This is a genomic window from Corynebacterium appendicis CIP 107643, from assembly GCF_030408415.1.
GTDB lineage: Bacteria > Actinomycetota > Actinomycetes > Mycobacteriales > Mycobacteriaceae > Corynebacterium > Corynebacterium appendicis.
Genome location: NZ_CP046976.1, coordinates 1,983,845 through 1,999,257, shown reverse-complemented (window position 1 = coordinate 1,999,257; position 15,413 = coordinate 1,983,845). Strand labels below are relative to the sequence as shown.

Sequence of the window (15,413 nt, the reverse complement as noted above, 5' to 3'; positions counted from 1 at the left end):
GATGAACTATTGTTTTTGCTATGGCTGGCGACGACGCGCGCGGGTACACACCGCGGACAACCCCGCAGGTGTCGCTCGCGACGCGCGACGCTTATCGACGTCCCGCCGCCCCCCGCCGCACCCCGGACCCTTCCGTAAAACCAGCGACCCCGCCGCGGCGCTTCAAGCCGCAGCCGCCGTGGGTGTACAAGATGCGCCGCATTGTCGCTGTGCTGCTGATGCTTGTGCTCGTCGTGGGGTTCATCCGTGCCTGCGTGCCCAGCGAACACGACCGCGAGATGAAGGCGTGGAAGGAGCAGGCGAATCAGGCGGTGGAGCAGCCCATCGACGTCGGGGAGGCGGACATCCCGCCGTCGCGGCCCGTGGAGATGCGTATCCCCGGCCTCGACATGACCGCCAAATTTGAGGAAGGCGACTGCCGCTTCAAAGACGGCGCGATCGACCCCGACACCCTCAGCGAAGCCTGCGCGTTCACCGCCAAGGACAAGCCCTACGTGCTGCCCGGCACCACCAGCGAGGACATCGTCGTCATCGCGGGCCACGCGGCGGCAGGCGTGCCCGCCGTCTTCGACAAGCTTTACGACGTTCAAGGCCAGCGCCACACCATCAACCCCGGCGACACCATGTATCTGAAGACCCAGGAATCCGGTGACCGCTGGCTCACATACCAAGCCACCGACCTCCACGAGCCCGACAAGGAGGGCCTGTCCCAGTCCGCCGAGATCTGGGGCAATGTCCCCATGCCCGGCCGCCTGCTCACCATCTCCTGCATCCAGCCCGCAAACCCCTTCGAAGATGCCGTGCGCAACGCCGTCATCGGGTGGCAGCTGCAGGGGGTTGTGGATCAGCCCGAGTAGGGGCCGGCTTTCATGCAAAAATGCCCTTCACGCACGGAAGGTGGGGTGCGGGAAGGGCGTTCGTCGAGAAGCGAAAGGCTTTAGTTGACGGTCTTCGCTTCCTTGGTTTCTTCGAGGTTCTCGCGGGAGTTCTCCTCGCCCTGGGCCTTGAAGTTCTTCAGGGAGTCCTCGAAGATCTTCTCGGCCTCGGCCTTGTCGCCCCAGCCGGAACCAGTGACCTCCTTGTTGGGCTCGAGGTCCTTGTAGTGGACGAAGAAGTGCTCGATCTCGTCCTTGACAAAGTCGGAGACGTCGTCGATGTCCTGGTAGGACTCGTAGCGCACGTCGTCGAGGACGCAGAGGAGTTTGTCGTCGCCGCCGGCCTCGTCGGTCATCTTGAACACGCCGATCGGGCGCGCAATGACCGTCACGCCCGGGAAGACCGGCTCCGGAGTGATGACGAGGGCGTCCAGCGGGTCGCCGTCGTCCGCGAGCGTGTTGTCGATGAAGCCGTAATCCGCCGGGTACGCCATCGGGGTGAACAGGTAACGGTCCAGGAAGACGCGGCCGGACTCGTGGTCGACCTCGTACTTGTTGCGGGAACCCTTCGGGATCTCAATGATGACCTCAATAGCCATGTGCGCTCCTTTATCTGTAGCGGTGCAATTCTGGGGACCATCGTAGCCTGCGGGCTGGGCGGGGTGTGCGGGGTAGTGGGGTTTGCGCGGGCAGCTCGGTTTCGCTCGGTTTCGCTCGGGGAGTGGTCACGGTTTCGTGGTTGTTTCGGTCTGGATTGGCCGTGGACCCGGGCGCGCCACTAGATCCGTTTGAGGTTCGGATCCCAGTAGCAACTTAGGCAACATTTCACCTGCGGTTTTAGATGGCGGTTTCGGACGCATCTAGTGGGAGAGCACGGCGAGCGGGGAGAATGCAACGCCGGTGGGCGTGTGCGATACGTACACGAGGGGGCGGGGATGTGAAAAGTTTAGGGAGGAAGCGAACAGCTATGCACAGCGAGGATGTTTCGAAGTTGCGCGATTTCTACGACAACACCGACACCTCAGAGTTTGTCGAGCGTGCGACGCCGGCAGATTTCGGTGACCGGTCAGGTGCGGACGCGATGAGTGCTTTCACTGTGCGTCTGCCCACGGCGGTGCTGGAGGCGGTGCGCGAGATTGCGCGCGAGGAAAACGTGGCTACCGGCGTCGTGCTCCGACGCTTCATCGAGGCGGGGGTTGCCTAGACGGTTGCCGATGACGCGGTCATCAGGGTCCGGGATGTCCGCAGTCTGATTGCCGGTGCCCGGGGAGCTTAGCGCTGTTCCCCTTGCGAGATACTCTTTTGCGAGATGTCCGCTTGACGTATGCGCGAAAAGAATCGCTCTTGGTAGGTCGAATCCCAGTGCGCTCGTAAAAGTCTTGTGGAAGTGGCTCGCCAGTCTGCTCGCTAGCTTTGACCGCAAGTTTGGCCCACTCGCGTCGTCTATCTTCCTTGGTCATCTTCGAAGTCATCGTTGTCCCTCCTCTCTCTGCCACCATTATCTCCGCTGATTTCCTCGATGGAGTTCTCCGAAACGGAGGGCAGGCGTCTGTTCCGGTGGCATGGACTATCCGCGCTACCCTTAACCCCGATGAGCAAAACGAAAAAGAAGTGGCCGTGGGCCGTGGGCGCTGTCGCAGTGGTGGCTGTCGCAGGTGCGGCGGGCACGGGCGTGGTGGCGCAGCGTGAGCTGGGCGAGTTGAACCATGCGCCGGCGTATTCGATGGAGCTGCCGGAGCCGTTGCCGGTGGAGCCGGCGGCGGGGGAGCCGGTCGACGAGGCGAAGGTGAAGGAAGAGCTGGGGGCGCAGGCGGCGAACCCGCAGTTCGGCAAGCTGCACGTGCGCGTGAGCAACGGTACGACGGGGGCAACGGTCTTCGAGCAGGCGGCTGGCGATCCGTTGCAGCCGGCCAGTGCGACGAAGATGCTCACCGCGGCGGCGGCGCTGTACACGCTCGAGCCGGACGCGACGCTGAAAACCGACGTCGTGCGCAAGGGCGACGCGGTGACCATCAAGGCTGCGGGAGATGTGTGGCTCACACCGAAAGATGTCGACGAGCTGGCTGAAAAGGTCGGCGACGCCTCCGCCGTGTACATCGACACGTCGATCTGGCCTGAGGAGACCCAGATGCCGGGCTGGGATCCGCTGGACATCGACGGCGGCTTCGTCGCCCCCATGGAGCCCGCGATGATCAGCGGCGCACGCCTGAACGGTGAGCCCAGCGGCGATGTGCCGCGCTCCCACACCCCGGCGCTGGATGTGGCGCAGACGCTCGCGGACAAGGTCGGCGCGCAGACCGTCGGTTTCGGCCCCGCGCCGGAAGACGGCGAGGTCGTGGCCAGCGTGGAGTCGCCGCCACTGACCGAGCGCATGCGCGAGATGGTCAAGGAATCGGACAACGTCATGGCCGAAGCGATCGGCCGCGAGGTCGCCCGCAAGCGCGGCGGCACTTCACCCCAGGCCACGCTGGACACGCTCACCGAGCACGGCTTCGACATCTCCGGCGTGACGTTGGCGGACAGCAGCGGGCTGTCGCGCTTCGATCTCATTCCGCCGCGGCTTCTCGACGACATCATGCTCCGCGCCACCTCCACCGACGAGCTGCGCGACCTGCTGCCCACCCTCGCGATCGCAGGCGGCGACGGCACGCTCTACGACCGCTACGGCGACCTCGACGGCAAGGGCTGGGTCCGCGCGAAGACCGGCACGCTGACCGGCACGTCCGCGCTGGTCGGCACGGTCACGTCCGAGGTGGGCAACGTGTACACATTCGCCATGATCAGCAACGACAGCGACATTCTCACCGCGCGCCGCCTCATGGACGAATTCACGTCCACGCTCCGCCAGTACTAGCGCCCATGCCGCAAGCACCGTTCTGGCCTCGCCAGTCGCCGCATTTTCTCGCTTGTCGACGCCCCCTGCGCCCCCTCACCGATCCCGCCTTCATCGGGCTCTCCGGAGGGCCGGACTCCCTGGCCCTCGTTGCCGCAGCCGCCGCCGAGAACAAGAACGTCCGCGCCCTCGTGGTCGACCACGGGCTGCAGGACGGTTCCGCCGATGTGGCTGCCCGTGCCGCCGCCCAGGCAGCTGAACTTGGGGTACTGGCCGATATTGTCCGCGTGACCGTAGATGCCGCGCCGGGCGAGAGCGTCGAAGCCGCCGCCCGCACTGCCCGCTACGCTGCGCTTGCCAGCGCCGCGGCGGAACACGGCCGCGATATCTGGGCCGCCCACACCCTCGACGACCAGGCGGAGACCCTCCTGCTCGGTGCCCTGCGCGGCAACCCCGCCGGAATGGCGCCGGTCTCGGTTCTCGATGCCGGCCCACGTCTGGTCAGGCCTTTTTTGGGTGTCCGCCGCGCCGACACCGTCGGCGCCTGCGCCGAGCTCGGGCTTGAACCCTGGCATGACCCGATGAACGACGACCCCGCCTACCGCCGCGTCGCCGTCCGTCAATCAGTCATTCCCGCCTTGACCGACCTCATCGGCGGCGATGCCGTGCCGACACTCGCCCGCACCGCCGAGCGCATCGCCGCGGACCAGGCTCTCCTCGCGTCGTTGACCGACCTCAGCCCGACCAGCGACTGCGCCGTTTTGGCCGCCGCTCCCGCGCCCGTTCGCCAGCGCCGGATCCTCGCGTGGCTGCGCGAGCAAGGGCAGCAAACAATCGGCGGTGCGCAGCTGGCGGATATCGAGCGTCTTTGCACCGACTGGCACGGGCAGGGCCCCGTGGCGATCGGTGGCGGCCTTAGCGTCGCCCGCATCGAGAGTTTTCTTGTTGTCTGTTAGCCGAGTCTCGCACGCTGCACATGCCGAGTCTCGCACGCAGCACATGCCGCGTCTCGCGCAGCACATGCCGCGTCTCGCGCAGCACGTAGAACGCCACTAGATGCGTTTGAGATCCGAGTCACTTCCGTCACAGTGGAAACAGTTGACCTGGGGATTTAGGAAGCGCTTTCAAACGCATCTAGTGGCACCGTATTCAGGCCGGGTGTTGCCGTATATCTCCGGATACCTCCGGCGTATCGAAGGACAGAGTGGCTGGGGTGAGGAATGAGGGGGCGGGGGAGTCGTCGATAAGCGAATGTCTGGCAAGATAGCTGTATGGCTGAAGGAACGCGGCTGCGCGACAGCAAAGATTTCGATGTCCCGGCAAACCGCTACGGCGACGACGTGGAAGCGATCCTCATCCCGGAGGACGAGCTGAACGACCGTATCCAGGAGATGGCGGACAAGGTCTCCGAGCTCTACCGCGGCGCGGAAGACGACCTCATCCTCGTGTGCGTGCTCAAGGGCGCGGTGTACTTCCTCACCGACTTCGCGCGTGCGCTGTCGATCCCGTCTGAGGTCGAGTTCATGGCGGTGTCCAGCTACGGCAACTCGACGACGAGCTCGGGCGTTGTGCGCATCATGAAGGACCTGGATAAGGAGATCTCCGGTCGCGACGTGCTCGTGGTGGAGGACATCATCGATTCGGGTCTGACGCTGTCGTGGCTGCTGAAGAACCTGTCCGGCCGCCAGCCGAAGAGCCTGAATGTGATCACGCTGCTGCGCAAGCCTGAGGTGCAGACGGCGAAGATCGGCCTGTTCGACGTGGGCTTCGACATTCCGAACGAGTTCGTCATCGGCTATGGCCTGGACTACGCGGAGCGCTACCGCGATCTGCCGTACGTGGGCACGCTGCACCCGCGCGTGTACTCGGACGTCGGGGAAGAGCCGGTGCCCTCGCGCGAAGAGGGGCCGGAAGCCGTCGAGATCTAAACCGCGCGGCGGGCGTGAGCACCGCCGCTAGGGCGTGACTTGCCACGGTGAGTAGGCTGTAAGAACTACAACTTCCGGCTAATCACCCCATAACAGGACTAGATGAAAAACAAGACTGTCGCGCGCTACGGCATCATCGGTGCCGTCCTGCTGATTCTGCTGTACCTGCTCACGCTGATCGGCGACGATTCGCGCAATTATTCCGAAGTCGACACCTCTGTCGCCCTGCAACAGCTCGCCGACAAGAACGTCGAGGAAGCGCAGATCGACGACCGCGAGCAACGCGTCCGCCTGACGCTGCGCGAGCCGATCACCGTGGAGGAACGCGAGGGGATCGAGGAGATCCAGGCGCAGTACCCGGCACGCACCACCCCGGAGATCTTCAACGCGGTCAAGGGGGCGGAGCCGGACAAGTACACCACGAACGTGACGCAGGAGTCGTTCCTGCTGTCCATGCTCGGCTTCATGTTGCCGATGCTTTTGATCTTCGGCCTGATCTTCTTCTTCATGTCGCGCATGCAGTCGGGCGGCGGGATGTTCGGCATCGGCGGCTCGCGCGCGAAGAAGCTGACCAAGGACATGCCGACGAACACGTTCGCGGATGTCGCCGGCGCGGACGAGGCAGTCGACGAGCTGCAGGAGATCAAGGATTTCCTGCAGGACCCGCAGATCTACGAGCAGCTGGGCGCGAAGATTCCGCGCGGCGTGCTGCTCTACGGTCCGCCGGGCACCGGTAAGACGCTGCTCGCCCGCGCCGTCGCGGGCGAGGCCGGCGTGCCGTTCTACTCCATCTCGGGTTCCGACTTCGTGGAGATGTTCGTCGGTGTCGGTGCCTCCCGCGTCCGCGACCTGTTCAAGCAGGCACGCGAAAATAGCCCGTGCATCATCTTCGTCGACGAGATCGACGCCGTTGGCCGACAGCGCGGTTCCGGTACCGGCGGCGGCCACGACGAGCGCGAGCAGACGCTCAACCAGCTGCTCGTCGAGATGGACGGCTTCGGCGACCGCGAGGGCGTCATCCTCATCGCGGCCACTAACCGCCCGGACATCCTCGACCCGGCACTGCTCCGCCCGGGCCGCTTCGACCGCCAGATCCCGGTGACCAACCCGGACCTCGCCGGCCGTGAGAAGATCCTCGTAGTGCACGCGCACGGCAAGCCACTCGGCTCGGACGTTGATTTGAAGTCGCTGGCCAAGCGCACCGCCGGCATGTCGGGCGCGGATCTGGCGAACGTGCTCAACGAGGCCGCACTGCTCACCGCCCGCATCGGAGGTAACGTGATCACGGCCGACGCGCTGGAAGAAGCCACCGACCGCGTCATCGGCGGCCCGCGCCGCTCGTCGAAGGTCATCTCCGAAAAGGAGAAGAAGGTCACCGCGTACCACGAGGGCGGCCACACGCTCGCCGCGTGGGCGCTCAAAGACATCGAGCGCGTGTACAAGGTCACCATCCTGGCCCGCGGTCGCACCGGCGGCCACGCCATGACCGCCGCGGAGGACGACAAGGGCATGTACAACCGCGACGAGCTCTTCGCCCGCCTCGTCTTCGCCATGGGCGGCCGCGCGGCCGAGGAACTCGTCTTCGGCGAGCCCACCACCGGCGCATCCGCCGACATTGAGCAAGCGACCAAGATCGCGCGCGGCATGGTCATGGAATACGGCATGAGCGCAGCACTCGGCACCGTCAAGTACGGCGACGAGGACGGCGACCCCTTCGCCCGCGCCATGGGCGGCGGCACGCTCGACTATTCGCCCGCCGTCGCCGAGACCATCGACCGCGAGGTGCACGAGCTTATCGACGCCGCCCACCAGCGCGCCTACTCCATCCTCGCCGACAACCGCGACTACCTAGACACCCTCGCCTCCAAACTGCTGGAAAAGGAGACGCTGCGCCGCGGCGACCTCGAGGCCATCTTCGACGGCATCGAACCGGCCGGCTCCGGGCTTGAGCTTGACGACGCCCGCTTCCCCCGCCAGCCCGACCGCGAGCCAGTCAAGACCCCGGTGGAGCTCGCCGAGGAGCGCGGCGAGGAACCGCCGAAGAAGTTCTCCCTGCTTGAGGCTTCCCAGCAGGCCCGCGCCCGCCGCCAGGCCCAGCGCGAAGCCGAGCTGAACCAGCGCTGGATGCCGCAGGGCCAGAATGCTCCGGCCCCGGGCGCTCCGGGTGACGGCTCCACCCGCTGGCAGCCGAACCAGCCTGATCAGCCCGGCCAGTACCAGAGCCAGCCCGGTCAACCGGGCCAGAACCAGAGCCAGCCGCGTTACGACGGCCCCCAGCCGCCAGCCGACTGGTCCTTCACCGGCGACGGTCACGCGCAGCAGCCGGCCCCGCAGTCGCAGCCGCAGCCGGGCCAGCCTGGCCCGAAACAATGGCCGCACCCGAATCAGCATCCGGGCCAGGCGCAGTACCCGGTGAACCCGGGTAACCCGGCGCAGGCTCAGCAACACCAGCCGAACCCGAACCAGCCGCAGCCGGCACCGCCGACCGAGGTGATCGGTTTCCGCCTGCCGGAGAGCGAGCAGCCGGACCACGTCTGGGACGACCGTGCCGAAAACGCGAAGAAGAGCGGCGAAAACACTGCCGGGAGCACCGGCGAGGAATCGCCGAGCGCCGACGCGCCCGGTGTCGCGGAGCCGCAGTTGCGCGAGGGATCGGAACCCACGGAGCAGTTGCCGCGAACGGAGCCCGATTACGGAGCGCGCCACAGGAGGCCGGAGAATGACTGAGAACGATTACGCGGCGGTGGAGCAGGCGGAGAAGGAAGAGCGTCCCGCATTCGACCGCGAGCGCGCCGAAGCGGCCGTGCGCGAACTGCTGCTCGCCGTGGGAGAGGACCCGGACCGCGAAGGTCTGGTGGACACCCCGGCGCGCGTCGCGCGGGCCTACGAGGAAGTCTTCGCGGGCCTGCACACGGACCCGACGACGGTGCTGGAGAAGACCTTCGCGGAGAACCACGAGGAGCTCGTCCTCGTGCGCGATGTGCCGATCTACTCCACCTGCGAACACCACCTCGTGCCCTTCTACGGGGTGGCGCACATCGGGTACATCCCGGGCGAGGACGGTCACGTCACCGGTCTGTCCAAGCTGGCGCGCCTGGCGGACATGTACGCCAAGCGGCCGCAGGTGCAGGAGAGGCTGACGAGTCAGATCGCGGATGCACTCGTCGATAAGCTTCATGCTCAATCGGTGATCGTCGTGATCGAATGCGAGCACCTGTGCATGGCGATGCGCGGCATCCGCAAGCCCGGCGCGATGACGACGACGTCGGCTGTGCGCGGCGGATTCAAACGAAATGCTGCCTCCCGCGCGGAGGTTCTGAGCCTGATCAGGGGGTAGAAATTGGTCACTGTCGCTGATTTGACCGCGCCCGCCGGGCGCACGATGGTCATGGGCATTCTCAACGTCACGGAAGACAGCTTTTCCGACGGCGGGAAGTGGCTCGACCGCGATGCCGCCATCGCGCACGCGAAGGACCTCGTGGCGCAGGGCGCCGACATGATCGACGTCGGCGCGGAGTCAACACGGCCGGGCGCCACGCGTGTGCCGGCCGAGCTGGAAGCGCAGCGCGTGAAGCCCGTGATCGAGGCGCTGCACGCGGAGGGAATCCGAACGTCGGTGGACACGATGCGCGCCTCGACCGCGCGTGTCGCCGCTGAGGCCGGCGTGGACATGATCAACGACGTTTCCGGCGGGCTCGCCGACCGGGACATGTACGCCGTCATGGCGGAGACCGGCCTGCCGGTGTGCCTGATGCACTGGCGCACTGTGCACAACGCGGAATTCGGCGACGCCGCCGGTTCCGCGGACCACGGCGGCGATGTCGTGGCCGATGTTCGCGACACCCTGAAGCGCCTGACCGACAATGCCGTCGCCGCCGGCGTGGAGCACTCGCAGATCGTGCTCGACCCGGGTCTCGGCTTTGCCAAGACCGCCGCCGACAACTGGGCGCTGCTCAACGCTTTGCCCGAGTTCATCGCGGGCGACCTGCCTGTTCTTGTCGGCGCGTCCCGCAAGCGCTTCCTCACTGAGATCCGCGCGAACCGCGGCCTGGAAGCGAACCCGTCTCTTGCGGACCCCGCCACTGCCGCAGTCACCGCGGTCAGCGCGCACCTCGGCGCGTGGGGCGTGCGCGTCCACGAGGTCGACGTCTCCCGCGACGCCGTCGATGTCGCCGCGGCATGGCGTCTCGGCGCGTCCTACGGCTCGGAAACCGGGGAGGTGTAGATGGCCGACCGCATCCAGCTCACCGGCATCCGCGTCCACGCGGGCCACGGCGTCCTGCCGCACGAGGCGGAATTCGGCCAGCCCTTCATCGTCGACATCACGGCGTGGCTCGACTTCGCCGATGCGGCCCGCGACGACGACCTGACCAAGACCGTCAACTACGCGGAGTTGGCGCAGCTCGCCGCTGACATCGTCGCGGGCACGCGCCGGGCGCTCGTCGAAACCGTGGCCACGCAGATCGCCGAGGCCGCCATGGCCACATTCGATGCGCTCCACGCCGTGGAGGTCACCGTGCATAAGCCGCATGCGCCAGTCGGGCTCGTGCTCGACGACGTCGCCGTCACCGCCCGCCGCTCCCGCAAATCGATGGCGACCAACCGTCCGGCGGCTGGAAATTAAGGAGCCGCTATGCGTGCCGTGCTGTTGACCGGGTCGAATCTGGAGGACTCCCGCGCGCACCTGGCGTCGGTGGAAAAGGATTTCGCCGATGAGCTCGTCGCCGCCTCGCGCATCTACCGCACCGCGCCGTGGGGCGGGGTGGACCAGGACGATTTTCTCAACCAGATCCTCATCGTCGACGTCGCCGAGACCCCGCACGAGCTTCTCGCGCGCTGCCAGCGCCTCGAGCAGGACGCCCACCGTGTGCGCGAGGTCCGCTGGGGTCCGCGCACGCTGGATGTCGACATCGTCGCGCTCTACGGCGACGGCGGCGAAGAGATCACCGTCGATACGCCGGAGCTGACCGTCCCGCACCCGCGCGCGCACGAGCGCGCCTTCGTCCTCGTCCCGTGGCTCGAGGTGGACAGGGGCGCGCGGCTTGGGGGACGGGGCGTCGATAAGCTTGCTTCAAAGCTTGACGACGAGGTGACCCCGCTATGACCCGCACCAACGTGACCGCCCTGGTCGGCGCCGCCGGCTTCTTCGCCGCGGCCGCCTTGATCCTGGTCCGGCGGTTCTACGGCGCGTGGCAGACCATCTCCCCGCTGTGGTCGCTGCCGCTGTGGGCAGTCGCCGCTTTGTGCGTGTTCCTCGCCGTGATGGTGCGCCGCCGCCGGGAGGAAGGGCGCGTGGGGCTCGACCGCTCGCAGATCAACCCGATGATGATGGCCAATTTCATGGTCGTCGGCAAAGCCAGCGCCTGGTCCGGCGCGATTCTCGGCGGCGTGTTCCTGGGCCTTGTCGTGTGGGTGCTGCCCCGGCTGGGCACCCTCACCGCGGCGCAGGCCGACGCGCCCGGGGTCATCTCCGGGGCGCTCGGCGGGGCCGCTTTGGCCGTTGCTGGAGTGGTTCTTGAACGCTCCTGCGAGGTGTCGCCACCCGCCGAAGGGGAACCAGCGGGTTAGAGTGTTGGGCATGACTGCGGAAAATCGGTCGCGCGACGGCGGCAATGTGTGGATGATCGTCCTGATCGCTCTGGCACTCATCGCTACAGTGATCATGCTGTTCAGCGACTCCGCCGTATGGCTGCAAATCGCCCTGTTGGCCGCCCTGTGGGCCGCCATCTGCGGCTTCCTCCTGGTCACCCGCACCCGCAACGACCGTGACCGCGCCCGCGCCGAGCTCGACGCCCGCGAGCGCGAATACCAGGCTGAGCTCGAAGCTCTCCGCGCCCGCAACGAAGCCGACCGCCACGCCCTCGAGGCCGCCCGCGCCGGCGAAGGCCTGCCCCCGGCCGTCGACACCGAGGTCCTCCGCGAGATCCGCGCCGAGCTGGCCACCCTCCGCGCCCAGCTCGAGGACCTCTCCGGCCGCGAGTTCGGCTACGAGCCCGCCGCCCTCCAGGCCGAGGCCCGCCGGGTGAAGGAGATCGAGGCCCGCGCCAGCCGTGTCGCGCCCCAGCCGCAGCAGCCGGCGCGCGATCCGCAGGCCGCCGCCCAGCCGGCACAACCGCAGCGCGCTGCGCAGCCGCAACCCGCGCACCAGCCGCAGCGTGAGCAGCAGGCGCCGCAGCCCCAGTCCCGGCCGAAGCAGCGCCCCCAGCAACCGGCGCAGCCGACCCCGCAGGCCGCACAGCCGCAGCGCCCCGAGCCGTCCCGCCAGCAGCCGCAGCAAGCCCAGCCGAAGCCGGCCCCGGCGCCTGAGAAGCCGAAGCAGTGGCCAGAGCAGCCGCAGCGCGGCGAGTCCACGCGTTGGTCCGCACCCAACGACAAGGAAGTCACCTCCCGCATCAAACCGGTGCGCGACGCGGACGAGGACCAGGCCATCAACGCGCTGACAAAGCAGCCCGGTCAGCAGCAGGCAGAGCAGCAGCCGCAACAACCGCAGCAGCGCCCGGCCGCGCAAGATCAGCCGCGGCAACAACCGCACGTGCACCGCGGCCCGTCGTCGGATGCCGTCGCAGGTCGCGTCGGCTCGCACCGCGCGCCGGAAGGCCGCAACCCGCTGACGGATCTCATCCGCGAGCGCCAGGAAGAGCTCGACCGCGAGCGCGAACTCCAACAGCGTCAGCAGCAGGAGGCCCAGCAGCGTCGCGAGCGCCGCGTAGAGCAGAAACGTCGCGAGGAACAGCGGCGCCGTGAGGAGGAGGCCCGCCGTGCAAAGGAGGCACGCCGCGCCGAGGAAGCCCACAAGGCAGAAGAAGCCCGCAAGGCTGAACAGGCGCGTCAAGCCGAGGCGGAGCAGGAAGCTGATTCCCGCGGCCGCCGCCGCGCGGACGAGAACCGCGAAGGCGCACTCACCGTCGCTGAGTTGCTCGCACGCAGCAAGAAGGGTCAGTAGTGCACGCACCGCGCCTGCGGGTGTGGGCCTCCCACGGCAGCACACTCTCCGACGAACTCGCGCGCGTGGGTCACGCAGTCACCGCTGATGCGCCCGTCGCGGAGGCGGCGAACAACGATCTCGTGCTTATCGACGCACCCGCGCCCCACACCCCCGCTGTGATCACAGCGTTGGAACCGCACGTCCGGCACGGCCAGATGGTTTTGCACACGCTGCTCGGCGAAGGTGTTCAGATCCTCGACCCGCTGGAGGTGCGCGGTGCGGTGGTGATGGCCGCGCACCATATTTTCGACGATTTCTGGGTCACGGCCGCCGCCGACGAACTCGGCGAGGCCACCGTGAACCTGCTGATCAGCGAGATTGGCGGAACACCCGTCCCGGTCGCCGACGAGCAACGGCCCACGCTGATGGCGGCGCAGCGCCTGCGCGCGCTCGAGTACGAAGTGCGTCTGGACGCCTACAACCTGCTGCGCGGCGTCATTCCCGGCATCGAGGTGAAGGCCGAGGATTTCATTCACGGATCGGAGCGGCCTTACGCATACCCGGAAGACGCGGCGACCCTCGAGACGATTCGCTCCGCCTTCGCGGACCCGGCGGCGAGGGAGCTGTACGAGGGGTTGGAGGGGCGTCGTCGGGCTCGAACCGGCTGGCCGTACCCTGGGACGCATGAGTTTTGAACCTGGTAAAGCTGTCGTGGTCACTGACCCCGCGCAGCTGGCGACGTATGGCCGCGCCTTCCGCAAGACCGGTAAGCGCGTGGTGCTCGTGCCGCTCGGAAAAGGTTTGCACGCGGGGCACATCGCGCTGATCCGCGCGGCGAAATCGCTGCTCGGCGGCGTCGTCATGGTGACCTACAATGGCGACGACGTCCCGGAGGACTTCGCGCGCGAGGGTGTCGATGTCGTCTTCCACGGCGAGCTTCCCACCGAGGTCCGCGTCGTGCCGCAGCTCGACCACCTCGAAGACCCGGCGCAGGTAGCGCGGGCTGTCACGCGCACGATCGCCGCGATCAACGCCACCCACGCCACCGATGTCGTGGTGGGCGAGAAGGACTTCGAGGAGCTCGTCGCGCTCCAGCAGGCGGTCAGCGGATTGCGCATGGAGGTTCAGCTGCACAGCCTGCCCACTGTTCGGGCGGGAAACGGCGTGGCCATGTCGCTACGAAACGCCGATGTGCCCGAGCAGTTCCAGGACGACGCGCTCGCGCTGTCCGCCGCGCTCACCGCCGGCGCGCACGCCGCAGAGCACGGCCCCGAGAAAGTCATCGAGACCGCCCGCGGCGTCCTCGAGGCCGCCGGTATCACCCCCGACTACCTCGCGTTGCGCTCCCTGTCCTTCGGAGACGCGCCCGCCGTCGGCGACGCCCGCCTGCTCGCCGCCGCGCGCTTCGGCGACGTGCGTCTCATCGACAATGTCGGCGTCCCCGTCGGGGTCGGCTTCAAGAACATGGGCGAGCAGCCTGGGCCGTAAAATAACTGGCGCGCTATGTTTAATGCAGCAGTTTTTCCGTCATTTTCCGGCCATGCTTAAGGACCCCCGCTTTGGCACACCACAATTTCTACGACTCGCTCGGACTCGACCGCGGCAAGGACGCGGAAACGCTGGGCAAGGTCATCGACGAGCGCCTCAATTCAAGGTCGCTTAGCGACGCCGCCCGCGACGAACTCCAAGTCGCCCGCCGCATCCTCGGTGACCCCGGCCGCCGGAAGATGTACGACACGCGTCTTGACGACCCCACCGCCCCCACCATCGATGTCCCGGCCCTGCGCCAGATGGCTGCCGCCGATCCGGGCACCGCTGCTGACTCTTCCTCGATCGCGGCCTCTAAGCCGAAGCGCAAGAAGCCGAAGCAGTACTTCCCGGACACTAACCCGAACGCCGAGGCAGTGCGTCCTGGTCAGGCGGTTCCGGGCGCCACGAGTGCACAGGGCGCGCAGAGCACACCGGGGGCACCGGGCGCCGCCCCGAACTGGAGCTCCTTCCCTACGACCACGAACATCCCCGTCTACCAGGGGCCGAACACCGGCTCGTTCCCGGGGCAGTACGGATTCCAGAGCCAGAGCCAGCCACAGTACGGCTACCCGAGCCAACAGAACCAGAATACGCAGCAGACGCGGCAAACCCAGTCGACGCAACCAACGTCGGGCGACACCCAAGTGGCGCAGTCCGGACAGTCCACGGATCCCGCGCAGTCCGATGTCGCCACAGCGGAGAAGAAGGGTGCGTCGCCGTGGCTTATCGGCGCGATCGTGCTGGTGCTTCTCGCCATCGCAGCCGGCGGCTGGTGGCTGTGGAGCAACAGCGGCGAAGCCTGGAACGCCAAGGAACAGGAAATGGCGGATACGTTCCCGCAGATCATCTCCGAGCAAAGCGGCCAGAAGGGCTGGCTGGGCATGAAGTGCACGTCCATGGCTCCGAATAGCGGCGAAGACGCGCGCATCCGCTGCTCGGACAAGGCGCTCGGCGTGAGCGTCATCGACTACGGCACGGAGGCCAACCGCGACCAGCAGTTGCCGGAGGGCGACGCGGAGGTCATCGGCAACAATGTCTGCTCGGCGCGCTCCTACAAGATGGACGGCGTCACCCCGCCGGCGTACCGCATCGCGCCGGAGGGCGACGACGCGCAGTACCTGCTCGTCGTCAACGGCGGCGAGGCGGAGAGCAAGCGCATGTACCTCAACCTCTGCGAGAAGACGCGCGGCTAAAAGCCGGCTCGCCGCACGCGCTGCAACGGTGTGGCGGCAGCGGCAGCAGTGGGCCGGGTGCTCGCAGAACCTGGAGGAGACTCACCACGGACGGGTCCCTCGACGACCCGCCTGTGTGGACCCTTCCCG

General features: G+C 67.3%; 16 protein-coding genes. 15 read left to right on the top strand and 1 reads right to left on the bottom strand.

Annotated features, from left to right (window positions below):
• Positions 1–20: 20 nt before the first annotated feature.
• Positions 21–857 (top strand): sortase family protein, encoded by an 837-nt coding sequence (locus CAPP_RS09835; RefSeq protein WP_234958806.1) that lies wholly within the window; start codon positions 21–23, stop codon positions 855–857.
• A gap of 80 nt (positions 858–937) precedes the next feature.
• On the opposite strand, the gene CAPP_RS09830 is transcribed toward CAPP_RS09835, so the two are convergent.
• Positions 938–1,474, bottom strand: a complete 537-nt coding sequence (locus CAPP_RS09830) for an inorganic diphosphatase (RefSeq protein ID WP_076598998.1) — start codon at positions 1,472–1,474, stop codon at positions 938–940.
• Positions 1,475–1,842: 368 nt separating this feature from the next.
• On the opposite strand from CAPP_RS09830, the gene CAPP_RS09825 reads away from it, so the two are divergent.
• The 14 genes from CAPP_RS09825 (at position 1,843) to CAPP_RS09760 (ending at position 15,284) form a co-directional block, all read left to right on the top strand.
• The gene (locus CAPP_RS09825; RefSeq protein ID WP_076598997.1) at positions 1,843–2,079 is read left to right on the top strand and encodes a hypothetical protein; all 237 of its coding nucleotides are present in this window, start codon (positions 1,843–1,845) and stop codon (positions 2,077–2,079) included.
• A 387-nt stretch (positions 2,080–2,466) separates the two neighbouring features.
• Positions 2,467–3,729 (top strand): D-alanyl-D-alanine carboxypeptidase/D-alanyl-D-alanine endopeptidase, encoded by a 1,263-nt coding sequence (gene dacB / locus CAPP_RS09820; protein WP_076598996.1) that lies wholly within the window; start codon positions 2,467–2,469, stop codon positions 3,727–3,729.
• 5 nt (positions 3,730–3,734) lie between these two features.
• Positions 3,735–4,664: a tRNA lysidine(34) synthetase TilS gene (gene tilS / locus CAPP_RS09815; RefSeq protein ID WP_076598995.1), complete on the top strand. Its 930-nt coding sequence runs from the start codon at positions 3,735–3,737 to the stop codon at positions 4,662–4,664.
• Between the two features lie 315 nt (positions 4,665–4,979).
• The gene (gene hpt, locus CAPP_RS09810; protein ID WP_076598994.1) at positions 4,980–5,636 is read left to right on the top strand and encodes a hypoxanthine phosphoribosyltransferase; all 657 of its coding nucleotides are present in this window, start codon (positions 4,980–4,982) and stop codon (positions 5,634–5,636) included.
• A 102-nt stretch (positions 5,637–5,738) separates the two neighbouring features.
• On the top strand, positions 5,739–8,363 hold the full coding sequence (gene ftsH / locus CAPP_RS09805; protein WP_076598993.1) for an ATP-dependent zinc metalloprotease FtsH: 2,625 nt from the start codon (positions 5,739–5,741) through the stop codon (positions 8,361–8,363).
• On the top strand, positions 8,356–8,973 hold the full coding sequence (gene folE, locus CAPP_RS09800) for a GTP cyclohydrolase I FolE (RefSeq protein WP_076598992.1): 618 nt from the start codon (positions 8,356–8,358) through the stop codon (positions 8,971–8,973). Before ftsH ends, folE begins: the two co-directional genes overlap by 8 nt.
• A 45-nt stretch (positions 8,974–9,018) precedes the next feature.
• Positions 9,019–9,861, top strand: a complete 843-nt coding sequence (gene folP / locus CAPP_RS09795) for a dihydropteroate synthase (RefSeq protein ID WP_076599088.1) — start codon at positions 9,019–9,021, stop codon at positions 9,859–9,861.
• Positions 9,862–10,260 carry a dihydroneopterin aldolase gene (folB, locus tag CAPP_RS09790; protein WP_076598991.1) on the top strand — a complete coding sequence of 133 codons (399 nt, stop codon included), beginning with the start codon at positions 9,862–9,864 and terminating at the stop codon, positions 10,258–10,260.
• Positions 10,261–10,269: 9 nt separating this feature from the next.
• On the top strand, positions 10,270–10,740 hold the full coding sequence (gene folK / locus CAPP_RS09785) for a 2-amino-4-hydroxy-6-hydroxymethyldihydropteridine diphosphokinase (protein ID WP_076598990.1): 471 nt from the start codon (positions 10,270–10,272) through the stop codon (positions 10,738–10,740).
• On the top strand, positions 10,737–11,204 hold the full coding sequence (locus CAPP_RS09780; RefSeq protein ID WP_076598989.1) for a DUF3180 domain-containing protein: 468 nt from the start codon (positions 10,737–10,739) through the stop codon (positions 11,202–11,204). Before folK ends, CAPP_RS09780 begins: the two co-directional genes overlap by 4 nt.
• A 10-nt stretch (positions 11,205–11,214) precedes the next feature.
• Positions 11,215–12,579, top strand: a complete 1,365-nt coding sequence (locus CAPP_RS09775) for a DUF6779 domain-containing protein (protein ID WP_143313856.1) — start codon at positions 11,215–11,217, stop codon at positions 12,577–12,579.
• Positions 12,579–13,256: a Rossmann-fold NAD(P)-binding domain-containing protein gene (locus CAPP_RS09770; RefSeq protein ID WP_076598987.1), complete on the top strand. Its 678-nt coding sequence runs from the start codon at positions 12,579–12,581 to the stop codon at positions 13,254–13,256. The genes CAPP_RS09775 and CAPP_RS09770 overlap by 1 nt, the downstream gene beginning before the upstream one ends.
• Entirely contained in the window at positions 13,246–14,049 is an 804-nt protein-coding gene (locus CAPP_RS09765; protein WP_076598986.1) for a pantoate--beta-alanine ligase, read from the top strand. Before CAPP_RS09770 ends, CAPP_RS09765 begins: the two co-directional genes overlap by 11 nt.
• A gap of 71 nt (positions 14,050–14,120) precedes the next feature.
• Positions 14,121–15,284: a hypothetical protein gene (locus tag CAPP_RS09760; RefSeq protein WP_076598985.1), complete on the top strand. Its 1,164-nt coding sequence runs from the start codon at positions 14,121–14,123 to the stop codon at positions 15,282–15,284.
• Positions 15,285–15,413: the final 129 nt, after the last annotated feature.